The following is a 23,299-nucleotide window of genomic DNA, read 5'->3' as shown; positions in this document are numbered from 1 at the left end:
GCCGCTCCCTGTCCTTCGGGCGTTCAGCCCCTTAAAAAGGTCCACTGGACCTTTTGATCCGCCCGAAGGCAGACCGGGCTTTCACCGTTCGTCGGACGGGAGCCAAGCAATTGGCTTCCCGTCCGCTAGGCGGACCACTCCTCACCCCAGCAGGTCCTCGATGCGGATCGGAAAGCGCCGCGGCCGCACGCCGGTCGCATGCCAGACTGCATTGGCGACGGCGCCGGCCGTGCCGGTGATGCCGATTTCGCCAACGCCCTTGATGCCGAGCGCGTTGACATGAGGGTCGTCCTCGTGGACCAGCAGCGCCTCGACCGACGGAACGTCGGCATTCACCGGGACATGATATTCGGCGAGGTTGGCATTCTGGATCCGGCCCGAGCGCCGGTCGGTGATGGCTTGCTCATTCAGCGCGAACGAGACGCCCCAGATCATGCCGCCATAATACTGGCTGCGCACCAGCCTGGGATTGATGATCCGCCCGGCGGCGAACGCGCCGACCAGCCTTGTGACGCGGATCTGGCCGAAATCCGGATCGACCTTCACCTCGGCAAACACGGCGCCGTGCGCGTGCTTGGCATAGGTCTCCTGGGATGCCGGGTCGGGAGCGCCTTTGCCATGGCCCTCGATCTCGGTGAGGCCCGCGCGCTTGAGGATCTCGGCATAGCTTTCACCGCGGCTTTCATCGTCGCGCCGATAGAGGTGGCCGCCGCGCGCCAGCACGCCTTCATTGCCGGCGCCGAACAGCGGCGAGGCCTCGTTGCCGGTGGCGAGATCGGCAAGCCTGGCGATGACGGCGGCACCCGCATTGTGGATCGCCATGCCGGCCGTCGCCGTGTGGCCGGAGCCGCCGGCAATGCCTGCATTGGGCAGGTCGGAACTGCCGGCCCTGAAATCGACCTGGTCGATATCCAGTCCCAGTCCGTCGGCCGCGATCTGGGCGAAGGCGGTCCAGGCGCCTTGCCCCATGTCCTGCGCGCCGGTCTCCATCAGGCCGCTGCCATCGGCCCTCAGCACCGCACGCGCTTCGGCCTGGAACATGAGCGCTGGAAAGGTCGCCGTGCCCATGCCCCAGCCGGTGAGGAAACCGTCGGCGTCGCGCATCAGCCGAGGCTGAAGCGGGCGGCTCGCCCAGCCGAACGTCTCGGCCGCTTGCCTGTAGCACTCGCGCAGCGCCTTGGAGGAAAACGGCTTGCCGGTCATCGGCTCGACCTCGGCATAGTTCCGCAGCCGGAACTCCAGCGGGTCCATGCCGCAAGCGTGTGCCGCCTCATCGATGGCGCTTTCGAGTGCGATCGAGCCGGTGGCTTCGCCGGGCGCCCGCATGAACAGCGGCGTACCGGTGTCCAACCGCACCGCATCGTGCGAGGTGGCGATGGCCGGGCTGGCATAGAGCGTGTGCGAGGCATCCGCCGCCGGTTCGAAGAAATCGTCGAACGTGCTCGACGCAGTCTTGGCGTGATGGTCGAGTGCCGTCAGCCGCCCTTCGCCATCCATGCCCATGCGCAGCGTCTGGCGCGTCGGCGCACGGTGGCCGACCGGGCCGTACATCTGCTCACGCCGCAGCACCAGCTTGACCGGACGGCCGACGAGGCGCGCCGCCAGAATGCCGAGCACCTGCGGCCCGGAGATCATGCCTTTCGAGCCAAAGCCGCCACCCAGGAACGGGCTCCGGATGTGGACGTTTTCCGGCGCGATGCCGAACAGGCCGGCGATGCGGCCCTGCGCCATGGCAAGGCCCTGACTCGGCGTGTCGATCGACAGTGTGTCGCCATCCCAGGCGACGACGATCGCATGCGGCTCCATGGCGTTGTGGTACTGGGCCGGCGTCTCGTAGGTGGCCTCTATCCGCGTCTTTGCGGATTTGAGGCCGGCCTCGACATCGCCCTTGTGCTGCACCGCCGGACCGCCGACACCGACACCGCGCGGCACGAAGCTTTCAGCGCCGTCGAGGCCAACGCGCGCCGGCAGCACTTCATAACGCGGCGACAGCAGCGCCGCCCCCTCGGTCGCCGCCTCCAGCGTCTCGGCGATCACCACGGCGATGCTCTGGTTGGGGTAGCGGACCTGATCGTTTTGCAGCAGGTCGAGCCGGAACATGAAGGGATGGTCCTTGGCATCCGGATCGGCGGCGAGCGCCGGCCGGTTCTTGGGCGTCATCACCTCGACCACGCCCTGGTGCGCCTTGGCCGCCTCGATATCCAGCGCGGCAACGCGGCCGCGCGCGATGCTAGAGACAGCGAGCACGGCGTAAAGCATGCCGGGCGGATGGTTGTCGGCGGCATAGCGCGCGGCTCCGGTGACTTTCAGAAAGCCGTCGCGACGGGTCAGCGGCTGGCCGATGCTGGAACCCTGCCGGGCATGGGCGGGTTGCTGGTTGAGGCTGAGTTCAAGCGTCATGGCGCGCTCCGGGAATGTTCGAGAACGGGGAGGCAGGAAGGGCAGGCAGCCGCTCGGGCGTTCCCGCCTGGGCAGACATCAGCGCCCTGACCACGATGCGTCGGGCAAGCTCGATCTTGAACGCATTGTCGCCGGATGGGCTGGCATCGGCCAGGGCGGCCTCCGCCGCACTGGCGAAGTTCACCTCGTTGGCGTCCGCGCCAAGCAGGACGGCTTCCGCCGTTCGTGCCCGCCACGGCTTGGCCGCGACGCCGCCCAGCGCCAGCCTTGCGGCGCGGATCTTGCCGTCATCGACGACGAGCGCTGCCGCGGCCGATACGACGGCAAAAGCATAAGAGGTGCGTTCGCGGACTTTCAGGTAACGGGCATTGGCGGAGAAGGAGGCCGCCTCCGCCGGCAGGCGCACTGCCACGATCAGGTCGCCGGGCTCCAGCGCATTCTCCCGTTGCGGCGTTTCGCCGGGAAGCCGGTGGAATTCCTCCAGCGTCACATGGCGCCGGCCCTTCTTGCCCTCGATCTCGACCACCGCATCGAGCGCCACCAGCGGCACGCAGAAGTCCGACGGATGGGTGGCGATGCAGGCATCGCTCCAGCCGAGCACGGCGTGCAGGCGGTTCTCGCCTTCCAGCGCGTCGCAGCCGGCGCCAGGCTCGCGCCTGTTGCAGGCGCTGGCGGTGTCGTAGAAATAGCTGCAGCGCGTGCGCTGCAACAGATTGCCGCCGACGGTCGCGGCGTTGCGAAGCTGAGCCGAAGCGCCCGACAGCAGCGCCTCGGCCACCGCCGGATAGGATTTGGCGAACGCCGGATCGTAGGCAAGGTCGGCATTACGGACCAGCGCACCGATGCGCAGGCCACCATCGTCCAGCCGTTCGATGCGGTTGAGCTCCGGCAACCTGGAAATGTCGACGATACGCTCGGGACTGGTGATGCCGCCTTTCATCAGGTCGAGCAGATTGGTGCCGCCGGCGAGATAGGCCGAGCCCGGCTCGGCTGCCGCGGCGATGGCGTCGGGGATGGTGGCGGGCCTGATGTAGTCGAAGTCTCTCATGCCGCGGTCCTCCGGTCGGCTTTGACAAGCTGTTGCTGGGCTTCCAGGACGGCCTCGACGATGCCGCCATAGGCCGCGCAGCGGCATATGTTGCCGCTCAGCCCCTCGCGGATGCGTTCGGGATCGTCGCCGGCCTGTCCCTCGGCGATCAGGCCGAGCGTGCTCATGATCTGGCCGGGCGTGCAGAACCCGCACTGGAAGCCGTCATGGGCGATGAAGGCGGCCTGCACAGGATGCAGTTCCTCGCCGTGGGCGACGCCTTCGATGGTCAAGACTTGGGCGCCGTCATGGCTGACCGCCAGCGCCAGGCACGAGTTGATGCGCTTGCCGTCGACCAGCACCGTGCAGGCGCCGCACTGGCCGCGATCGCAGCCCTTCTTGGTGCCCGTGAGATCGAGCCGCTCGCGCAGCAGGTCGAGCAGGGTTACGCGTGGATCGACCTCCAGTTCGTGTTTGTGTCCGTTGATGGTGAGGGTGATGGGAAGGCTGGTCATGGGCGTCTGGCTCCAGTTGCTTGACGCGGATGGGATTGAACTGGTGCCTTGCCGCAGAAGGGCAAGGTAACCGTTCGGTCAGGTCTTGACGGCGAAAGCGGAGATGGCAGCGGGTCTCCCGCGAGGCAGGCGGGCAGGGGAGATGTCGGCTTGCGTGTTCGAAAGACGTGACATACCGGTTCCCCTGATTATATGATAAAGGTGCTCCACTAAAACGGAGGCGCCTCCGTTTATTACGTGGTGGCTGACCCGGCCGGGTTCAAGCCCCCTGACACGATGTGGAGAAAAATTGGCCAGCGAGCCGTCCGCCATTGCTGAACAGAAGGCCGAGGCCGTAGACGCAAAGCCGCTGCGCGCCGATGCGCGGCGCAACCGCGACCGGCTGGTCGAGGTGGCGGTGTCAGTCTTTGCCGAGCGCGGAATCGATGGCTCGCTGGAGGAGATCGCGCGCCGCGCCGGCGTCGGCATCGGCACGCTCTACCGGCATTTCCCGACGCGCGAGCATCTGGTCGAGGTGGTCTATCGCCGCGAGGTGGAGGCGCTGTGCGCGGCCGCCGGCGAGCTTGCCCAAAAACATCCGTCCGATGTCGCGCTGGAACAGTGGATGCAGCGCTTCGTCGACTACATCGCCACCAAGCGCGGCCTGGCGACCAGCCTGCGCATTGTGCTCACCACCAATTCGACGCTGTTTTCCGACACGTTCGGCCGGGTGTCGCAAGCCTTGCGACGACTGGTCGAGGCGGCGGTGGCCGACGGCACCATCCGCGGCGACGTCGACGCTTCCGACGTGCTGCACGCGCTGTCGGGCATCTACTCGGCACCCGACACCCCGGAATGGCGCGACCGTTCGCGCCGGCTGGTCAAGCTGCTGATGGACGGGTTGCGGTTCGGGGCTGCAAAGGCGCAATGAGGCGACGAGATTCCGGCGGTGCAAAACCACACCTGTCGATAAGTTGAGGGGACCCGATGTATGTAGGCCGTTCCTACAAAATAGTGGATTTCGCGCTCTGGTCGCGGCGCAGCGTCATCTACATGGTGGTGGTGAGCGGACTGGCCGTGGCGGCCTACCGTTTTCCGGGCATCGCCGGGTTCTCGGTGCCATGGTCGGTGGTGCTGGTGCTTGGCACCACCGTATCACTCGTTGCCGGGTTCAAGAATTCGCAGGTGTTCACCCGCAGCAGCGACGCGCTGCAGGCTTTTACGCAAATTACGGCCAGCAGCCGGTTGTGGTCCAATTTCTGCAGGGATTTCCTCGACGCGCCGACGGCCAGACAGCTCATCTATCGCCACATCGCCTGGATGACGGCATTGCGTTTTTCCCTGCGCCGGCCGATGCCATGGGAATCCATGGCGCGGGCCGCCAATATCGAATACCGGCGGCGCTACCGTATCCATGAGGATGCGAGCTCGGTCGCCAACGAGCTGGCTCCACTGCTCGCCGAACAGGCCGAGGACGTCCTGAAATCGCCCCAGCCGGCGATAGCCCTGCTCGAACTGCAATCTGTCCAGGTCAATGCGCTGTTCAAGGACACAAAGCTCCCTCCTCAGATCTATGGCGAACTGACCAAGCTGATCCGCGACTTCCATGACCAGCAGGCGCGCTGCGATCGCATCAAGAACAATCCCTATCCCAGGCAATACGCCATCGTCAGTTCGATGTTCGTGATGATCTTCTGCACGCTGCTGCCATTCGGGGTCGTTCCCGTCTTTGCCGATATGGGCAAACTGGGTGGCGCGCTCGGGTCGATCGCAATCTGGCTGACGATCCCGTTCAGCACGCTGCTGGGCTGGGCTTACATGTCCCTCGACCAGGTCGGCGAAAGCAGCGCCAACCCATTCGAGGGCAACGCCAACGACGTTCCGATCTCGCAGATATGCCGCGACATCGAGATCGAGTTGCGCAGCGGGCTCGGTGAGGCCGACCTTCCCAAGCCCCTGCTGCCGGTCAACGACATCGCGACCTAGGCAGAATCACGACGAAGGCACGGACCCGACGGTCCCCTTCATCGTGCTGCTGGTGGAGAGTGCTCAAACTTCAAGGCAGACCTTGCCGAAATGCTTTTGGGATTCGTAGTGCGCGAAGGCGGTGGCGATGTCCTGCAGCGGAAAATGGCGGTCTATGACGGGCTTCAGCCTGATAGCCTCTATCGCCCGGATCATATCCTCCTGGTCGGCCCGGCTGCCGATGGAAATGCCGCTGATGCGGATCTGGTTGGAAAACAGGGCGGGGATAGACACTTCCGCCGCAAAGCCGGTCAGGACTCCGACCAGCGCGATGTGACCGCCCGTTCTGCAGGCCGCAATGGACTGCGCCAGCGTGGCGGGTCCGCCGACCTCGATCACGTGATCGACGCCGCGTCCGTCGGTCAAATCCCTGGCCTTGCGGCCCCAGTCCGGGACGGACTTGTAGTTGATGATGGCGTCGGCTCCGAGGCGCTTGAGCCGCTCCAGCTTCTGCTCGTCGGATGAGGTGGCGATGACCCGGGCGCCGGCGGCTTTGGCGAATTGCAGCGCGAACAGCGATACGCTGCCCGAACCGAGGACCAGCACCGCGTCGCCCGGCCTCACCTTGCCGCACACAACCAGGCCGCGCCAGGCAGTAACGCCGGTGCAGGTGAGCGACGCCGCCTCGACATGCGTATAGCCTGTCGGTGCCCTAGTGAAAGCGTGCGCCGGCATGCAGACATACTCGCTGGCGAAGCCGTCGAAACTGTCTCCCGGAATATCGCGCCGGGTCGAGGGCATCATGTCGCCGCCCAGCCACCAGGGATAGAAGACGCTGACGACGCTGTCTCCGGGCTTGAGTGCATCGACACCGTCGCCGAGGGCAATCACTTCGCCGGCGCCGTCGGAGAGTGGAACGCGGCCGTCGGCGAGAGGCATCTTGCCTTGCACGGCAAAGTCGTCGCGCATGTTCAACGCGCAAGCCCGGATCCTGACCAGCACCTCGCCCGGCCCTGGCTGGGGCGGATCTTCCTCGACCAGGTCGAGATTGCCCAAGCCGCCCGGCGCTCTCAGCCTGACCAGTCTCATTGTCTTCTCCGATTTGTGGGGTGTTTGGAATTGGAACGGCGCGCTGCGCCTAGCGGACCTGCCTGCCGGAAATCACCCGCAGCCAGGGCGCCAGATGGAATGCGCTCATCAGCAGATACATCGCGGCCATACCCGTGAGCGGCGAGGCGTTGGTGCCCATGCACTGCATGGCCGCATCGCCGCAGAAGATGCAGGTGAGCAGCGCCATCACGGCGAAGGTCGGTGCCGCGGCAAGGCAAAGCCAGTCGGCCAGCCCGAGGGTGGTGGCTTCCGGGATCGCGCTGCCGGCACCTGTGTGGATATCGCTCATGGTCTTGATCCCTGATGATTATGCCAGCCCCGACTGGTTCCTCTCCTCACGGAGCGGGGACAGGAACCCAGGCTGGACAACCGTTACTGCTCGCCCTTGTCGCGGAATGCAGCTTCGCCGGCAGCAGACACTTCTTCCCATTTCTTGTCGGCCCCGGCGTCGTAATTGTCGTGCCAGTTCCACCAGGAGTAGAGCGGAGTCTGTGGATAGCCCTCAGGCGAGTCTTCCCAGATTTCCTGGCGGCCGAGCGGCGTCGCGTCGAGATAGCTCCAGACGGTGCCCATCGCCTCGTCGCCGCGGCTGTTGATCAAGTAGGTGCGGAAGATGCGGTCGCCGTCATGGATGAAGACGTTGTGGCCGTGCCATTCGTCGACGCCGAAGTCCTTGTCGAAACTGTCGGTGATTGTGTACCACGGCATCTCCCAGCCCATCCGCTGCTTCAGCCGCGCAATGTCGGCCTGCGGGGCACGTGAAGCGTAGGCAAGCGTAGTGTCGCGGGCATTGAGATGGGCGAGGTGGCCGACCTGGTCGGCGCCAAGGGAACAGCCGCGGCAGGCGTGATCTGGCCAGCCATGCACGCCGGGCTCGAAGAAGGCGCGGTAGACGATCAACTGGCGGCGGCCTTCGAACAGATCGAGCAGGCTCGCTTTGCCGTTCGGCCCCTCGAACACATAGGCCTTGTCCACTTCCATCCAGGGCATGCGCCGGCGCTCGGCGGCCAATGCGTCCTTGGCGCGCAGCGTTGCCTTTTCCTTCACCAGCATCTGTTCGCGGGCGGCTTCCCAGTCCTGCCTCGAAACGATCGGCGGGGTCTTCATTGCGATGTGCTTGGTCATTGGTCGTCTCCTTTGCCAGTCTGTTGCCGCGCGGTTGCGACGTGTGGTTGCTTGCCGTGAGCTAGAATAGGGCGGTCAATCGCGGGGATGGGAGTTACAAGTGTGACGGGATTTGAAAGAGCCGGCCCGCCGCAGCAGGGGTGGCGCATCCGCTCAGTGCCCCCGACAGTGTCGTTCATCGCGTGGTTCTCCCTTGTTGTGCCGCTGCCGATACGGCTTGCTGGTTGGCGGCCATGACTTAAGTTAGGGCGCTGAGCGCTGGGGGTGGGAGTTACAAGTGTGACGGGATTTGAATGGATTCGCTGATCACCGCCGCGGCACTGGCGCTGGCCGGAGGCGATCCGCTCGGCGCGCTGGACCGCGTTGCCTTGCGTGAGGATGCGCCGGCGCTGGCGCTGCGCGGCATCGCGATGGCGCAGCTCGGCGATCTTGATCGCGCCAAGGCGCTGCTGCGGCGTGCCGCGCGTGGCTTCGGCTCCAAAGAGGCGGTGGCGCGCGCCAGATGCGTCGTCGCCGAGGCCGAGATCGCGCTGGTTTCGCGTGACCTCGGCTGGCCCGCCAAGGCTTTGGATGCGGCGCGGGCGACGCTGGAAAAGCATGGCGACCGGCTGAACGCCGCGCATGCCGGCCACCTCAAGGTGCGGCGTCTGCTGCTGATCGGCCGTCTCGATGAGGCTGAAGATGTGCTGGCCGGGCTCGATCCGATGCCGCTTCCGCCGGCCTCGAGGGCCGCGCACGAGCTCGCCGTCGCCGGCATCGCGATGCGGCGCCTCAAGACGAAGCCGGCGCGCAGGGCGTTGGAGTGGGCACGCCACGCCGCCCGCCGGGCCGGCATTCCGGGCCTGATGGCAGAGGTCGACAGCGCTTTCCTGGCGCTGGACACGCCGGCGGCGCGGCTGATCGCGGCTGGCAATCAGCGCCCGTTGCTGCTTGAGGACGTCGAGGCGTTGCAGGCGTCGCCGGCGCTGCTGGTCGATAGCTTTCGCTACGTCGTGCGCCAACAGGAGAAAACGGTCTCGCTGGCAACGCGCCCGGTGCTGTTTGCGCTGGCCCGTACACTCGCCGAAGCGTGGCCAGGCGATGTGTCGAGGGCGAGGTTGATCGCTGAAGCCTTCGGCGGCAGGCACGCCGATGAATCGCATAGGGCGCGGCTGCGGGTCGAGATCGGCCGGCTGCGCGCCGAATTGCGCGGGCTGGCCGACATCGGCGCGACCAGCCAGGGCTTCGCGCTGGCGCCGCGCCACGCACGCGAGGTGGTGGTGCTGGCGCGGCCGATCGAGGAGCGGCACGCGGCGGTGCTGGCCTTCCTTGCCGATGGTGAATCCTGGGCGAGTTCGGCGCTGGCGCTGGCGCTCGGTACCGGCCAGCGCAGCGTGCAGCGGGCGCTGGAGCAGCTTGGCGAGGCCGGCAAGGTGCAGTTTTTCGGTCACGGCCGGGCGCGCCGCTGGATGACGCCGCCGGTGGCGGGATTCACGACCACCTTGTTACTCCCGGCGCCGCTGCCGAGTGGTTAGTAAGGCACATCAGATCATCTCGTGAGGATAAAGACATGAAACATTCAAAAGCCGAAATCCTGCGCGAATACGGACCCTTTGCCGATGTGGAGAGGGTGCATGGGGTGAGCTTTGACGGCAACAACGTCTGGTTTGCCTCGGGCGAGAAGCTGAACGCCTTCGATCCGGAAAGCGGGCAGGCGCTGCGCTCGATCGATGTCGCGGCACATGCCGGCACCGCTTATGACGGCCAGCATTTCTTCCAGCTTGCCAATGACCGCATCCAGAAGATCGACCCAGATACCGGCCAGGTGCTGGCGACCATTCCGGCGCCAGGCGGCGGCGGCGATTCCGGGCTGACCTGGGCCGAAGGGACGCTGTGGGTGGGGCAATACCGCGAACGCAAGATCCATCAGATCGACCCGGAGACGGGGGCGATCCTGCGCACCATCGAATCCAACCGTTTCGTCACCGGGGTGACATGGGTCGAGGGCGAGCTATGGCACGCCACCTGGGAAGGCGAGCAGAGCGACCTGCGCCGCGTCGACCCGCGATCAGGCAAGGTTCTCGAGAAGCTCGACATGCCGGCCGGCATGGGCGTGTCGGGGCTGGAATCCGATGGCGGCGACCGCCTCTATTGCGGCAGCACTTCGGCCGGTGTGGTGCGGGCGGTGCGCCGGCCGCGATGAGATTGCGGCTGACGCCGAGATCACGGCTGCAGGCGCACTTCACACGGCAATTTGTCCGCTGTCGGGTGGTCGTCGCACCCTGTCGGACCTAGATAGGCTGTGCACCGGGCAGAACGCCCGGACCCGCTTTGCAAAGGATCCCCCATGCCCGAACAGATTGCATTGAACGACGGCTCCGCCATTCCCCAACTCGGCCTTGGCGTGTGGCAGGTCGACCAGGATATTACCGCCGAGGTGGTGGGTTGGGGCATCGAGGCCGGCTATCGCCTGATCGACACCGCCGAAGGCTACCAGAACGAGGAAGGGGTCGGAAAGGCGATCCGCAGCGCCAGCGTGTCGCGGGCTGAGCTGTTCATCACCTCGAAACTGCGCAACGGCGCACACCAGCGCGATGCGGCGCTACGCGCCTTCGATGACACCATGGCCAAGCTCGGCATTGAGCAGATCGACCTGTTCCTGATCCACTGGCCTGTGCCCAGCCAAGACAAATATGTCGAGGCCTGGAAGACGCTGGTCGAACTCCGGCAGGCCGGCCGCATCAAGTCGATCGGCGTTTCGAATTTCAACCCGGACCATCTGGAGCGCATCATCGCGGAAACCGGCGTGACGCCCGTCGTCAACCAGATCGAGCTGCATCCCCAGTTCCAGCAACGCGGTGTCAGGGACTTTCACACCAAGCACGACATCCGTATCGAAAGCTGGAGCCCGTTGGGCAGCGGCCGGCTGCTCGGCGATCCGACCATTGCAGGCATCGCCAAAAAACATGGCAAGTCCGTCGCCCAGGCGATCATCCGCTGGCATCTCCAGGAGGGGCTGATCGTCATTCCAAAGTCGATCCGCCGGGATCGCATCGCCGCCAATTTCGATGTCTTCGATTTCGAACTGGATGCGCAGGACCTGCAGACGATCCGCGGCATGGATTCGCCCGAAGGCCGCAACGGGCCCAACCCCGCCACGGCCGCGTTCCTGTTCTGAGAGGAGCAGGTTAGAGACGCCAACCGTGGAGTTGCCAATCTCCGGCCTCTCCGCGCTCTTAAATCCCGGACCCATCCAGCTGCTGGGCGTCTTCGCCTTCCCACGGCGCCGGCATCGACGCGCGGCTGAGGTTGGCCGTCGGCAGCGGCATCCAGCACTTTAGTTCCGGGTCAGCGTATTCGATAACGCGCCCGGGCGAGGAGTCCGATGCGCGCCAGCCTTCCGAGGCGAACTGGTCGGCACGCGACCAATAGGCGAGGTCGACTTCCGCCGGCCCCTGTTCGGACGGGCGCACCGTGACCAGGATCCGGCTGCCATCCTTCGGCGCCGTCGACATGTGCCGCCACCGTTCGGGCTCGTCCATCGCATTTCTCCTCGTACTCCTAGCGTTGGATGGAGTGTCGCCTCGTGGTCCGAAGGGGTCAACCCAAAGTTTCAGTCAGGCATCGGCTGATGACCCTGCAGACGGTGCCTGCACAGTTGTGCGCAACACGCCGCAGGCGGTCATGCGCGCTCGACGGGCCGTGACCCAGTTGATAAGCCCGTCTGCGAAGGAGCGCCTGAGTCGAGATGACCGTTGCGATCGAGATGGGACAGACGACCGCAGGCGCCCCGGCGAAGCTGGATCTTGAGGAGCTGCTCGCGACGCGCCTTTTGGTGCAGGGCAATTCAGGCTCCGGCAAGTCGCATCTGTTGCGGCGCCTGCTGGAGCAGAGCGCGCCCTGGGTGCAGCAGACCATCATCGATCCCGAGGGCGACTTCGTTTCGCTGGGCGACCGTTACGGCCATCTGGTGATCGATGCCGAGCAGCATACCGAGCGCGGCCTGCAGGCGGCCGGCGAGCGGGCGCGCATGCATCGCGTCTCCACCGTGCTCAATCTCGAAGGGCTCGACGCCGAGAACCAGATGCGGCGTGCCGCCGCCTTCCTCGGCGGGCTGTTCGAGGTCGCCCGTGACCACTGGTACCCGATGCTGGTGGTGGTGGATGAGGCGCAGCTGTTCGCGCCAGCGGTGGCCGGAGAGGTGTCGGACGAAGCGCGAAAGCTCTCGCTCGGCGCCATGACCAATTTGATGTGTCGTGGCCGCAAGCGCGGGCTGGCCGGCATCATTGCCACCCAGCGCCTGGCCAAGCTCGCCAAGAACGTCGCAGCCGAGGCGTCCAATTTTCTCATGGGCCGCACCTTCCTCGATATCGACATGGCGCGTGCCGCCGATCTTTTGGGCATGGAGAGACGCCAGGCGGAAGCGTTCCGTGATCTGGAACGCGGGCAGTTCATGGCGCTCGGTCCGGCGCTGTCGCGCCGTCCGCTGGGGCTGCGCATCGGCCCGACCGACACCAGCCCGCGCAACGGCACGCCGCGGCTCATGGCAATGCCGGAATCCGCGCTGGAAGATGCACGCGCGATCATCCTGGCGGCGCCGCCCCCCGAGACGGTGCGCACGCCGCGCCGCCCGGCGTCGCCGGACCTGCTCGACCAGCTGATGGCGGCCAAATCGGCGGCACTGGAAATGCGCCCCGAGCCGGCGGAGCCACAAATCAGCGCCGAGGATCTGGCCGAGCGTCGTGAGCGCGTCGACCGTGTGCTGCGCGCCATCCTGGCGCAGCCCGATGCGGGTTTTCGCGTGATCGGGGTGCTCTATCAGGAATTCGTGGTCCGCTGCCGCATAGAAGGCCTCGCGTCGGTTGTGCCGGACCTGCCGGAGTTCCGCCGCATGCTGACGCGCGCCCGTGCCGGCCTTGGTTCCGAGACGACGCAGGATGACGCGTGGCGGGACGTTTCTGTCCGCGCGTCGCTGCTGCCCGACGACATGCAGGGCGTGTTCATGATGATCGCCCGTGCGGCGAAAGAGGGCTGGCCGTGCCCGAGCGACGCCGCGATCGCCCGCGCCTACGGCTCGCACTCGCTGCGCCGCGCCCGGCGCCTCTTGACCTATATCGAGGAGCAGGGGCTCATCGTCTGCCAACTCGACGGGACAGGCCGGCGCACCGTGACGCTGGTCGAATTGGCCTGGGCCACCGCACCGGGAGATCCGAATGCCGAGGAGGTGGAGCAGGGGAGCCTGGCGCTGTGAGGCGGGGCGGGCGCTTTGAGCGAATGTGGCGATAGGCTTTTTCAGTCACCGTCATCGCGGCCAATTTTTGACGGCAACGGTGAAATCGCCGACGCCGAAATGCGCCGTGCAGGGCGCTTGCGTTTCGCTGGCGCTCATCGGTTCGCCCCGATCACCCACTGTTCCTGGTCGACGAGCGTGCCGGTCATCGGCCCGGCAGCATCCGAAAGCAGGAAGACGGCGAGGTTCGCGATGTCGCTCGTCGAGAACAGGCGGCCGAAAGGTTGCGAGGCGTTGGCGGCATCGAGCCAGCCCGGCCCGTTATCCAGCGTGTCGGCCTGCATGACGCGTTCGGCCGGCGTGTCGGTCCAGCCGACATTGATGCCGTTGACGCGGATGCGATCGAAGCGATGGGCGTTGGCGGCGTTCTTGGTCAGCGTGGCCAGCGCGCCCTTGCTGGCGGAATAGACGGCGAGCTCCGGCGAGCCGCAATGGGCGTTGATCGACAGGATGTTGACGATGGCGCCGCCCTGACCGCGCTTCTTCATGTCGGCGATGGCCGCCTGCATGAGGAAGAACGGTGCCCGCGCGTTGACCGCGAACAGCGAGGCCCAGCCGTCGAGATCGGCATCGAGGAACGAGGCCCGGTCGGTCAGCCCTGCGGCGTTGACCAGCGCATCGATGCGGCCGAAGCGCTCGATGCACGCTTGCGCCAAAAGGGCAGGGGCGGCCGGGTCGGCGAGGTCGGTGGCGACGAAGAGCGTTGGTGTGCCAAGCTGCGAAAGCTCCGCCGCCACCGCATCGCCGCGGGCCTTATCACGCCCGGTGACGAGCAGGCCGCCGGCGCCGGAACGCGCCAAGGTCTCGGCGATGGCGCGGCCAATGCCTTGCGTCGAGCCGGTGACCAGCGCCACCTTGCCGTTGAGCTGAAGCTCCATTCCTCTCCCCCGCATCGCATCTGGTTTCAGGCTAGCGCGGCACGATCGTTTTACAACATGGAAATTGGAAATTTTGGAGGGGAGGCTGTTGGCTGTCGCGGTGCGTGGGGCCGGCGAGAGCCTGCCCTAACGCCGCCGCTCCAGGCGAAGCAGGAGCGGCGGCCGTCGCAAAGACCCTAGTGGACCGTGATGATGCCCTCGACGGCCCGCCATTCCGAAGGCTGGATGAGCCGGTGATGAGCAACGCGGACCGAGTGCAGCGGGCCGTCGAGCTCGCGCTCCCAATATTGGAGAAAGCCCTTGAACTCGGGAAAGGCCGGAGCGAGATCATAGTCCTGCCAGACATAGAGCTGAAGCAGGCTCGGATGATCGGGCAGGTGATAGTGGATTTCGGCCGTCGTCAGGCCATAACCTTCCATTTGCAGGCGGAATTCGCTGCTGACCGTATCGACCATGTCTTTCTCCTTCTCTCTCCGTTCAGGCATCCGCCTGAACTCGCCCGATGCCAGGCCGGTCTGCCGGTCCCTCTACAAACAAACTCCGCGAGAAGGTCAGGGGTTCCGAGAATAGTCGCGCCATAACAGTGCCTTGGCCTTTTTTCTGCTCGATGTAAAAATTTTTTGGCGGGGCTCTTGAAACCGAAAAACGGCAAAACTAGCTCGATATGCGCCCGCGATGCCTGACGAAGGGTCGCGGCGGTCCGCATCGGTCCGATATTGCCGGTTCGGTGCGGAGGAACCTCAAAAACCTGTTTGTCCACGAGGAGAACGACATGGCGTTCCGTCCATTGCATGACCGTATTCTGGTCCGCCGCCTTGAAGCCGAGGAGAAGACCTCCGGCGGCATCATCATCCCCGATACCGCAAAAGAAAAACCGCAGGAAGGCGAAGTGCTCGCCGTCGGTCCCGGCGCGCGCGACGACAGCGGCAAGCTTGTCGAACTCGATGTCAAGGTCGGCGATCGCATCCTGTTCGGTAAATGGTCCGGCACCGAGATCAAACTCGGCGGCGAGGACCTGCTCATCATGAAGGAAAGCGACGTGATGGGTGTCATCGATGAGATCGCCGAAGTGAAGAAGGCCGCCTGACGGCTTCTTTCGTATCCAACCAGTCAAGGAATGCTGCCTAGATAGAGGAGTGATCCAATGGCTGCCAAAGAAGTGAAATTCCATACCGAAGCGCGCGAGAAGATGCTGCGCGGCGTCGACATCCTTGCCAATGCGGTGAAGGTGACGCTCGGTCCCAAGGGGCGCAATGTCGTCATCGACAAGTCGTTCGGCGCGCCGCGCATCACCAAGGATGGCGTTACCGTCGCCAAGGAGATCGAACTGGAGGACAAGTTCGAGAATATGGGCGCCCAGATGGTGCGCGAGGTGGCCTCCAAGACAAACGACCTTGCCGGCGACGGCACGACGACCGCAACCGTGCTTGCACAGGCGATCGTCAGGGAAGGGGCCAAGGCGGTTGCCTCGGGCATGAACCCGATGGATCTGAAGCGCGGCATCGACAAGGCGGTCGACGCGGTGGTCGCCGAGCTGAAGACCAATGCCCGCAAGGTCACCCGAAACGACGAGATCGCGCAGGTCGGCACAATCTCCGCCAATGGCGATGCCGAGATCGGCCGTTTCCTCGCCGAGGCGATGGAGAAGGTCGGCAATGAAGGCGTCATTACGGTGGAAGAGGCCAAGACCGCCGAGACCGAACTGGAAGTCGTGGAAGGTATGCAGTTCGACCGCGGCTATCTCTCGCCCTATTTCGTCACCAACCAGGACAAGATGCGCGTCGAACTCGACGAGCCTTTTGTGCTGATCCACGAGAAGAAGCTCTCCAATCTGCAAGCGATGCTGCCCGTGCTCGAAGCCGTGGTACAGTCGGGCAAGCCGCTCCTAATTATCGCCGAGGATGTGGAAGGCGAGGCGCTTGCCACGCTGGTCGTCAACAAGCTGCGGGGCGGCCTCAAGGTCGCGGCTGTCAAGGCGCCAGGCTTCGGCGACCGCCGCAAGGCCATGCTGGAAGACATCGCTATTCTCACCGGCGGCACCGCGATCTCGGAAGATCTCGGCATCAAGCTGGATAATGTGACGCTGCAGATGCTGGGCCGCGCCAAGAAGGTGGTGATCGAGAAGGAAAACACCACCATCGTCGACGGCGTCGGCCGCAAGGAAGAGATCCAGGGCCGTGTCGCACAGATCAAGGCGCAGATCGAGGAGACCACCTCCGACTACGACCGCGAGAAGCTGCAGGAGCGGCTGGCCAAGCTCGCCGGCGGCGTTGCGGTGATCCGGGTCGGCGGCTCGACCGAGGTCGAGGTCAAGGAGCGCAAGGACCGCGTCGACGATGCGCTGCATGCGACCCGCGCGGCCGTCGAGGAGGGCGTGCTGCCCGGCGGCGGCGTCGCGTTGCTGCGGGCAGCAAAGGCGCTCGATACCGTGCAGACCGACAATGCCGACCAGAAGACTGGTGTCGACATCGTGCGCCGTGCCATCGAAACGCCTGTCCGGCAGATCGCCGAGAATGCCGGCGCCGAAGGCTCGATCATCGTCGGCAAACTGCGCGAGAAAACCGAATTCGGCTGGGGCTGGAACGCCCAGACCAACGAATTCGGCGATCTCTACGGCCAGGGCGTGATCGACCCGGCAAAGGTGGTGCGCACCGCTCTCCAGGACGCGGCATCGGTCGCCGGCCTGCTGGTGACCACCGAGGCGATGGTGGCCGAGAAGCCGAAGAAGGAAGCCGCCGCCCCGGCAATGCCCGCCGGCGCCGGCATGGACTTCTGAGGTCGCGGCCAATCCGCCCGCTCCCCTGGCGGGGAGCGGGCGTCAGTCGAAGAGAAAGTGGAGGTAAAGATGGACGCAATGGCTGGCATCGAATCCGTACCGGCTCCTACGCACCAAGCGAAGGAATTCCTGGCCTATGAAACAGAATGCAGGAACGTGCTGAACCCGCTGCTGGCAGGGCTGCTCGACATGGCTGAAGCCGCCGGCTGGAATCGGCGAACCGCGGCGTCGGCACTGATGTTCCTCGCAGCACAGCAAGTGTCGGCAACATCCGAGGTATCCGCCGGCAGCGGCTGAACGGAAATCGGCCAGTCCATTCACCTATCCGCGGCGGGCCGTGCTGCCCGGTGTTCGGTCCGCTGCAGGCCCTGAACAATCGAGAGGAGGCACAAGCCATGAATCGCGGGCAATTTGAGGAACCGGTCACACTTCTGGTCGGAATGGGCTTTCCGAGGAAGATCGACAGCGTGATGGAAGCCTATGCACTGCTGCAGGACTGGCCGAGCGCCGGCCGCAACGGCGCCCATGCCGTCGCGCTCAACGCTTGCAAGGCGGGCATCGTCGGCGAGATCGATCCGGAGACGGTGCGGGCCACGCTGATCAGCTTCGCGCGCCGCCACGACATACTGGTGCCTGATATGGTTACGCCGCTCGCGACGGCGGCCGGTGGTGCTGTGCACGAGGTGAACTGACGGATGCGGCGCTTCAACAGCGCTTGCAGACCATGTTCTTGAGATAAGCCAGGCGAACACGGAGACGCCGGAATTCCTTCCCGGGCGGGCGGCATCGTCGTCGGTCAATTGAGCGAACGTGTCAGCAAGACTGACCTGTTCTGCCCGAATAACGCCTCTGAGCGCCGCCTCCCGGTTAAAAAAGTATCATCCGTTGTCTTGAATCGTGGTGGCGCCTGTTGTCATGAGCCGGTACCTTGGCTCTTGAAATGCAGAGCCGAAACCAATTCGGCCGGTTTAGGGAATTGGGCCGAACGCGGCAAATATCCGTGCTGGCCTGGGAGGAAACGGACATGGAACCGGACCTGGAAGTAGTCCAGATACGACGCGGTGAGTCCTTCAAGGCGTGGTCGCATGGCTACCCCTTCCACACGGTGCGTTGGCACTTCCATCCCGAATATGAACTGCATCAGGTGATCTTCACCAACGGACGCTATTTCGTCGGCGATTTCATCGGCGAGTTCGAGCCGGGCAATCTGGTGCTGACCGGGCCGAACCTGCCGCACAACTGGGTCAGCGACATCCCCAGGGACAGCTCGATCCCGCTGCGCGGCCGCATCATCCAATTTTCCGAAAGTTTCATCGGCGATGCCATGCATGTGCTGCCGGAGCTGGCGGGGCTGGGGCACCTGCTCGAAGCGTCGCGGCGCGGCGTGCTGTTTTCCAGCCGCACCAGCAAGGCGCTGGCGCCGCTGATGGAAGAGATGATGCAGGCGCAAGGCGTGCGCCGCATCGAGCTGTTCATGATGATCGCCGGCCTGCTCAGCCGCGCCCAGGAATTCCAGCTTTTGGCCAGCGCCAGCTACCGGCCCGATCCCTCCGGCTACATGACCGCCGGCATGAACAAGGCGCTCGCCTATATCAGGGAAAACCTGACGCAGCTGTTCGACGAGGCGGATCTCGCCGCCATCGCCGGCCAGTCGACCGGCGCCTTCTCGCGCTCGTTTCGCCGTCACACCGGCATGTCGCTGGTGCAGTATGTCAAACGGCTGCGCATCAATCTCGCCTGCCAGATCCTGATGAGCGACGAGCAGGCCTCGATCACCGACATCTGCTACGAGGTCGGCTTCAACAATCTGTCCAATTTCAACCGGCAGTTCCTGGCGGAGAAGGGCATGCCGCCCTCGCGCTTCAGGCGCCTGCTGGCCGACAACATCAACGCGGGCAAAGCCGCTTAACGGAGGAGCCAGGGAGGAACCAAGGGAGGATTTTTCTTTTGCATGACGACGTGAGCCGCGTGGAGCGGTTCGCGATAGAGAACGCTTGTCTCGAATTCCTCCGTCGGCGGAGGTTGTCGGCGCGGCTCGAAAGGCCGGCGCCGGGTCCCGGTTCCCAATGCAGTTTGGGCGAGGGCGGATGGGTGTCTTCAGACCAAAGCAGTCAACGACCTTCTTACAACCATATCAGAAACGGAGAAGACCGAATGACCAAACTTTCATCTTCATTGAAGTCTGCTGGCAAGTCCGCCGGCGTGGCAGCCCTTGCGCTGTCGCTGCTGGCCGGCACCGCCGCGATCGCCAGGGCCGCCGAAGTTACCGACGCCACCGTCGCCTTCCTGATGCCCGACCAGGCCTCGACCCGCTACGAGCAGCATGATTATCCCGGCTTCGCTGCCGAGATGAAGAAGCTGTGCCCGGGCTGCAAGGTGCTCTACCAGAATGCCGATGCCGACGCCTCGCGCCAGCAGCAGCAGTTCAACTCGGTGATCTCGCAGGGCGCCAAGGCGATCGTGCTCGACCCGGTCGACTCGACCGCCGCCGCCTCGCTGGTCAAGCTGGCGCAGAGCCAGGGCATCAAGGTCATCGCCTATGACCGGCCGATCCCGACCGCGCCGGCCGATTTCTATGTGTCGTTCAACAATGAAGGCATCGGCAAGGCCATCGCCGATTCGCTGGTCGAGCACCTGAAGGCGCTGAAGGTCGATCCGGCCAGCGGCGGCGTGCTGCAGATCAACGGCTCGCCGACCGACGCGGCGGCCGGCCTGATCAAGAAGGGCATCCATGCCGGCCTCGACAACAGCGGCTACAAGATCCTGGCCGAATACGACACGCCGGAATGGGCGCCGCCGAAGGCGCAGCAATGGGCCGGAGGCCAGATCACCCGCTTCGGACCAAAAATCCTCGGCGTCGTCGCCGCCAATGACGGCACCGGTGGCGGCGCCATCGCCGCCTTCAAGGCGGCCGGCGTCGATCCGGTGCCGCCGGTGACCGGCAATGACGCGACGATCGCGGCACTGCAGCTGATCATCGCCGGCGACCAGTACAACACCATCTCCAAGCCGAGCGAGATCGTGGCGGCGGCCGCCGCCAACATCGCCATCAAGCTGCTTTCGGGCGAAACGCCGAAGGCCGAGATGACGCTGTACGACACGCCCTCGCAGCTGTTCACGCCGGCCGTGGTGACGCAGGAAAACCTGAAGGCCGAGATCATCGACAAGAAGATCAACACCGCGGCCGAGCTCTGCGTCGATCGTTACGCGGAGGGCTGCAAGAAGCTGGGCATCGGGAACTGACCGCGACCCTTGCCCGCTCCGCTGTCTGGCCGCCCACGCGGTGGCCAGACAGCGCTCAATCCATGAACCGGTTTTGAAAGGCTTCCAGGCATGATCGATACCGCGGACGAACCGGTTCCGGCAGGCGAGCTGGTGCTCAGCCTGCGTGGCGTTTCGAAGAATTTCGGCGCCGTGTCGGCGCTCACCGACATCGATCTCGATGTCCATGCCGGCGAGGTGGTGGCGCTGGTCGGCGACAATGGCGCCGGCAAGTCGACGCTGGTCAAGATCCTGGCCGGCGTGCATCAGCCGAGTTCGGGCACCATTAATTATCGCGGCAAGCAGGTGACGCTTGCAGATCCAAGCGCGGCTTTGACGCTCGGCATCGCCACCGTGTTCCAGGATTTGGCGCTGTGCGAAAACCTCGACATCGTCGCCAACATCTTCCTCGGCCGTGAGCTCAGCCCGCTGCGCCTGGACGAGGTGGCGATGGAGGTGCGCGCCTGGACGTTGCTCAACGAGCTTTCGGCGCGCATCCCCAGTGTCCGCGAAGTCGTCGCGTCGCTGTCGGGCGGCCAGCGCCAGACGGTGGCGATCGCCCGCTCGCTGCTGCTCGAACCCAAGCTCATCCTGCTTGACGAGCCGACGGCGGCGCTAGGCGTGGCACAGACGGCGGAAGTGCTCAACCTGATCGAGCGGGTGCGCGACCGCGGCCTCGGCGTCGTCATCATCAGCCACAATATGGAAGACGTGCGCGCCGTCGCCGACCGCATCGTCGTGCTGCGGCTTGGCCGCAACAACGGCATCTTCTCGCCCGACGCCTCGAACCAGGAACTTGTCAGCGCCATCACCGGCGCGTCGAACAATTCGGTGTCACGGCGCGCCGAGCGCAGACAGGCCAGGCACGAGCAAACCCAGGAGCCACGCCCATGAGCCGTGAAGCCGAACAGGCGGCCTCCGTGCCGCCGCAGCTCGACCGCGCCGATGTGCGCGTCAAGCATGAGGCGGGGCTCGGCGGCGCCATCCGTAGGTTCTTCGACCGGGTCCGCTCGGGCGATCTCGGCTCGCTGCCGGTGATCGTCGGGCTGGTCATCATCTGGACGGTGTTCGCCAGCATCAACCCGATCTTCCTGTCGAGCAGCAATCTGGTCAATCTGCTGTTCGATTGCTCCACCGTCGGCGTCATTGCGCTCGGCATCGTCTGCGTTTTGATGGTCGGCGAGATCGACCTGTCTGTCGGTTCGATCAGCGGCTTTGCCTCGGCGATGGTGGGCACGCTGTGGGTCAATCAGGGCTGGCCGGTGGCGCTCGCCATCCTCGCCGCTGTGGCCGTCGGCGGCTTCATCGGCGCGCTCTATGCGCTGCTGTTCAATCGGCTCGGCATGCCGAGTTTCGTTTCGACGCTTGCCGGCCTGCTGGCGGTGCTCGGCCTGCAGCTCTATATCCTCGGCTCGACCGGCTCGATCAATCTGCCCTATGGCTCGAACCTGGTGAATTTCGGCCAGCTGCTGATGATGCCGAAATTTGTTTCGTTCGCTCTGGCGGCCGTGCCCGGCATCGTCATGCTGGTCACCGGCCTGCGCACCGTCGCGCGCCGCCGCGCCGCCAATCTGTCGGCGCCGTCGACCGGCGGGCTCATCACGCGGGCGATCGTCATCACGGTCATTCTCGAACTCATCGTCTTCTATCTCAACCAGGCGCGCGGCATTCCGTGGATGTTCGGCCTCTTCGTCGGCCTGGTCATATCAATGCACTACGCGCTGACGCGGACGAAATGGGGCCGCTCGATGTCGGCGGTCGGCGGTAACCGCGAGGCGGCAAGGCGCGCCGGCATCAATGTGCGACTGATCTATTCGAGCGCCTTCGTGCTGTGCTCGATGCTGGCCGCTTTCGGCGGCGTGCTGTCGGCGGCCCGCCTTGCCTCGGCCAGCCAGCAGGCCGGCACCGGCGACGTGAACCTTAACGCCATCGCGGCGGCGGTCATTGGCGGCACCAGCCTGTTCGGCGGCCGCGGCAGCGCCTATTCGGCATTGCTCGGCATCATCGTCATCCAGTCGATCGCCAGCGGCCTGACGCTGCTCGATCTGTCCTCGTCGCTTCGGTACATGATCACCGGCGCCGTGCTTGCCATCGCAGTTATCGTCGACTCGCTGGCACGCCGCTCGCGTGTTTCCCATGGCCGGGCCTGAACCCATCAACAGGAAGCAAGACATGAGCGAAGAACTGTCCGGAAAAGTTGCCGCCGTCACCGGCGCGGCATCAGGCATCGGCCTCGAATGCGCCAGGCATATGCTGGCGGCGGGCGCCACCGTGGTGCTGGTCGACCGCGCCGAAGCGACGCTGACCAAACTGTGCGCCGAGCTTGGCCCCAAGGCGATCCCGCTGGTGATCGACCTGATGCAGCCGGCAAGCGTCGCCACCATGATGCCGCAAATCCTGGAGAAGGCCGGCCAGCTTGACATCTTCCACGCCAATGCCGGCGCCTATGTCGGCGGCGAGGTGGCGACTGGCGATCCCGACGTCTGGGACCGGATGCTCAACCTCAACATCAATGCCTGCTTCCGCTCGATCCAGGCGGTGCTGCCCCACATGATCGAACGCAAGACCGGCGACATCATCGTCACCAGTTCGATCGCCGGACTGGTGCCGGTAGTGTGGGAGCCGATCTACACGGCCTCCAAGCACGCCGTGCAGGCCTTCGTCCACACGGTGCGCCGGCAGGTCGCCAAGCACGGCCTGCGCGTCGGCGCCGTGGCGCCCGGCCCGGTGGTGACGGCGCTGGTCAGCGATTGGCCAAAGGCGAAGCTCGAGGAAGAACTCGCCGCCGGCGGCCTGATGCAGCCGCGCGAGGTGGCAGAGGCGGTCATGTTCATGCTGACCCGGCCGCGCAACGTGACGATCCGGGATCTGGTGATTTTGCCGCAGAGCAATGATTTGTGAGGCAGTAGGGAATGGGCAATAGGCAATAGGGAAGATGTAGACACAGTCTTACAGGCCCCGCTCAAAAGTGCTTCGCGCGTCCTATCCTACTAA

General features: G+C 65.1%; 24 protein-coding genes. 15 read left to right on the top strand and 9 right to left on the bottom strand.

Annotated features, from left to right (window positions below; translation table 11 throughout):
* Nucleotides 1-141: 141 nt before the first annotated feature.
* Genes NKI69_RS16670 through NKI69_RS16660 form a run of 3 tightly spaced genes read right to left on the bottom strand, consistent with a single transcriptional unit; the run spans nt 142 to nt 3,942 of the window.
* Nucleotides 142-2,400 (bottom strand): xanthine dehydrogenase family protein molybdopterin-binding subunit, encoded by a 2,259-nt coding sequence (locus tag NKI69_RS16670; RefSeq protein ID WP_352722052.1) that lies wholly within the window; start codon nt 2,398-2,400, stop codon nt 142-144.
* Nucleotides 2,390-3,448, bottom strand: coding sequence for an FAD binding domain-containing protein (locus tag NKI69_RS16665; protein ID WP_352554559.1), 1,059 nt, complete (start codon nt 3,446-3,448; stop codon nt 2,390-2,392). Before NKI69_RS16665 ends, NKI69_RS16670 begins: the two co-directional genes overlap by 11 nt.
* Nucleotides 3,445-3,942 carry a (2Fe-2S)-binding protein gene (locus NKI69_RS16660; RefSeq protein WP_023814339.1) on the bottom strand — a complete coding sequence of 166 codons (498 nt, stop codon included), beginning with the start codon at nt 3,940-3,942 and terminating at the stop codon, nt 3,445-3,447. The genes NKI69_RS16665 and NKI69_RS16660 overlap by 4 nt, the downstream gene beginning before the upstream one ends.
* Before the next feature lie 289 nt (nt 3,943-4,231).
* Here NKI69_RS16660 and NKI69_RS16655 point away from each other — a divergent pair, with 289 nt between their 5' ends.
* Both NKI69_RS16655 and NKI69_RS16650 read left to right on the top strand, forming a co-directional pair.
* Nucleotides 4,232-4,852, top strand: coding sequence for a TetR/AcrR family transcriptional regulator (locus NKI69_RS16655; RefSeq protein ID WP_352611149.1), 621 nt, complete (start codon nt 4,232-4,234; stop codon nt 4,850-4,852).
* Nucleotides 4,853-4,908: 56 nt separating this feature from the next.
* On the top strand, nt 4,909-5,907 hold the full coding sequence (locus tag NKI69_RS16650; protein ID WP_352611150.1) for a bestrophin family protein: 999 nt from the start codon (nt 4,909-4,911) through the stop codon (nt 5,905-5,907).
* 63 nt (nt 5,908-5,970) lie between these two features.
* Here the strand turns inward: NKI69_RS16650 and NKI69_RS16645 are convergent, their stop codons facing one another.
* The 3 genes from NKI69_RS16645 to NKI69_RS16635 form a co-directional block, all read right to left on the bottom strand.
* Nucleotides 5,971-6,975, bottom strand: a complete 1,005-nt coding sequence (locus NKI69_RS16645) for a zinc-dependent alcohol dehydrogenase family protein (protein WP_352722049.1) — start codon at nt 6,973-6,975, stop codon at nt 5,971-5,973.
* A gap of 49 nt (nt 6,976-7,024) precedes the next feature.
* Nucleotides 7,025-7,285 carry a hypothetical protein gene (locus NKI69_RS16640; RefSeq protein WP_352722047.1) on the bottom strand — a complete coding sequence of 87 codons (261 nt, stop codon included), beginning with the start codon at nt 7,283-7,285 and terminating at the stop codon, nt 7,025-7,027.
* An 83-nt stretch (nt 7,286-7,368) separates the two neighbouring features.
* On the bottom strand, nt 7,369-8,121 hold the full coding sequence (locus tag NKI69_RS16635) for a DUF899 domain-containing protein (RefSeq protein WP_031213983.1): 753 nt from the start codon (nt 8,119-8,121) through the stop codon (nt 7,369-7,371).
* 293 nt (nt 8,122-8,414) lie between these two features.
* Between NKI69_RS16635 and NKI69_RS16630 the strand changes: the two genes are divergently transcribed.
* From NKI69_RS16630 to NKI69_RS16620, 3 genes are all read left to right on the top strand, one after another.
* Nucleotides 8,415-9,635, top strand: coding sequence for a helix-turn-helix domain-containing protein (locus tag NKI69_RS16630; protein ID WP_352722045.1), 1,221 nt, complete (start codon nt 8,415-8,417; stop codon nt 9,633-9,635).
* A gap of 35 nt (nt 9,636-9,670) precedes the next feature.
* Nucleotides 9,671-10,303 carry a Vgb family protein gene (locus NKI69_RS16625; protein WP_352722043.1) on the top strand — a complete coding sequence of 211 codons (633 nt, stop codon included), beginning with the start codon at nt 9,671-9,673 and terminating at the stop codon, nt 10,301-10,303.
* Between the two features lie 144 nt (nt 10,304-10,447).
* The gene (locus tag NKI69_RS16620) at nt 10,448-11,278 is read left to right on the top strand and encodes an aldo/keto reductase (RefSeq protein WP_352674184.1); all 831 of its coding nucleotides are present in this window, start codon (nt 10,448-10,450) and stop codon (nt 11,276-11,278) included.
* Between the two features lie 58 nt (nt 11,279-11,336).
* Here the strand turns inward: NKI69_RS16620 and NKI69_RS16615 are convergent, their stop codons facing one another.
* Nucleotides 11,337-11,642: a hypothetical protein gene (locus tag NKI69_RS16615; protein WP_013530714.1), complete on the bottom strand. Its 306-nt coding sequence runs from the start codon at nt 11,640-11,642 to the stop codon at nt 11,337-11,339.
* A 206-nt stretch (nt 11,643-11,848) separates the two neighbouring features.
* Between NKI69_RS16615 and NKI69_RS16610 the strand changes: the two genes are divergently transcribed.
* A complete protein-coding gene (locus tag NKI69_RS16610) occupies nt 11,849-13,351 on the top strand; it encodes a helicase HerA domain-containing protein (protein WP_127297074.1) in 1,503 nt (500 codons plus the stop codon).
* Nucleotides 13,352-13,485: 134 nt separating this feature from the next.
* Here NKI69_RS16610 and NKI69_RS16605 read toward each other — a convergent pair whose 3' ends face one another.
* Together NKI69_RS16605 and NKI69_RS16600 are read right to left on the bottom strand one after the other, a co-directional pair.
* Nucleotides 13,486-14,268, bottom strand: a complete 783-nt coding sequence (locus NKI69_RS16605; RefSeq protein WP_352722041.1) for an SDR family oxidoreductase — start codon at nt 14,266-14,268, stop codon at nt 13,486-13,488.
* Between the two features lie 176 nt (nt 14,269-14,444).
* Nucleotides 14,445-14,723: an usg protein gene (locus NKI69_RS16600; RefSeq protein ID WP_352722039.1), complete on the bottom strand. Its 279-nt coding sequence runs from the start codon at nt 14,721-14,723 to the stop codon at nt 14,445-14,447.
* A 317-nt stretch (nt 14,724-15,040) separates the two neighbouring features.
* Here NKI69_RS16600 and NKI69_RS16595 point away from each other — a divergent pair, with 317 nt between their 5' ends.
* The 9 genes from NKI69_RS16595 to NKI69_RS16555 all read left to right on the top strand — a co-directional run bounded on the left by NKI69_RS16595 (nt 15,041) and on the right by NKI69_RS16555 (nt 23,206).
* A complete protein-coding gene (locus NKI69_RS16595; protein ID WP_128305759.1) occupies nt 15,041-15,355 on the top strand; it encodes a co-chaperone GroES in 315 nt (104 codons plus the stop codon).
* 57 nt (nt 15,356-15,412) lie between these two features.
* Nucleotides 15,413-17,044, top strand: a complete 1,632-nt coding sequence (groL, locus tag NKI69_RS16590) for a chaperonin GroEL (RefSeq protein ID WP_352722037.1) — start codon at nt 15,413-15,415, stop codon at nt 17,042-17,044.
* 69 nt (nt 17,045-17,113) lie between these two features.
* A complete protein-coding gene (locus tag NKI69_RS16585) occupies nt 17,114-17,341 on the top strand; it encodes a hypothetical protein (protein ID WP_352674188.1) in 228 nt (75 codons plus the stop codon).
* A gap of 98 nt (nt 17,342-17,439) precedes the next feature.
* Entirely contained in the window at nt 17,440-17,736 is a 297-nt protein-coding gene (locus NKI69_RS16580; RefSeq protein WP_031214038.1) for a DUF982 domain-containing protein, read from the top strand.
* 332 nt (nt 17,737-18,068) lie between these two features.
* Nucleotides 18,069-18,953: an AraC family transcriptional regulator gene (locus NKI69_RS16575; RefSeq protein ID WP_031214037.1), complete on the top strand. Its 885-nt coding sequence runs from the start codon at nt 18,069-18,071 to the stop codon at nt 18,951-18,953.
* Between the two features lie 245 nt (nt 18,954-19,198).
* Entirely contained in the window at nt 19,199-20,287 is a 1,089-nt protein-coding gene (locus tag NKI69_RS16570) for an ABC transporter substrate-binding protein (protein WP_127270010.1), read from the top strand.
* 90 nt (nt 20,288-20,377) lie between these two features.
* Nucleotides 20,378-21,199, top strand: a complete 822-nt coding sequence (locus NKI69_RS16565) for an ATP-binding cassette domain-containing protein (protein ID WP_023814428.1) — start codon at nt 20,378-20,380, stop codon at nt 21,197-21,199.
* Nucleotides 21,196-22,455, top strand: a complete 1,260-nt coding sequence (locus tag NKI69_RS16560; RefSeq protein WP_352611155.1) for a sugar ABC transporter permease — start codon at nt 21,196-21,198, stop codon at nt 22,453-22,455. Before NKI69_RS16565 ends, NKI69_RS16560 begins: the two co-directional genes overlap by 4 nt.
* A gap of 22 nt (nt 22,456-22,477) precedes the next feature.
* Nucleotides 22,478-23,206: an SDR family oxidoreductase gene (locus NKI69_RS16555; RefSeq protein WP_352611157.1), complete on the top strand. Its 729-nt coding sequence runs from the start codon at nt 22,478-22,480 to the stop codon at nt 23,204-23,206.
* The last annotated feature ends 93 nt before the right edge of the window (nt 23,207-23,299 follow it).

This window comes from Mesorhizobium sp. M0491, from assembly GCF_040321265.1.
Lineage (GTDB): Bacteria > Pseudomonadota > Alphaproteobacteria > Rhizobiales > Rhizobiaceae > Mesorhizobium.
The sequence above is the reverse complement of the archived record's forward strand: the minus strand, read 5'-3'. Positions and strand labels throughout refer to the sequence as shown.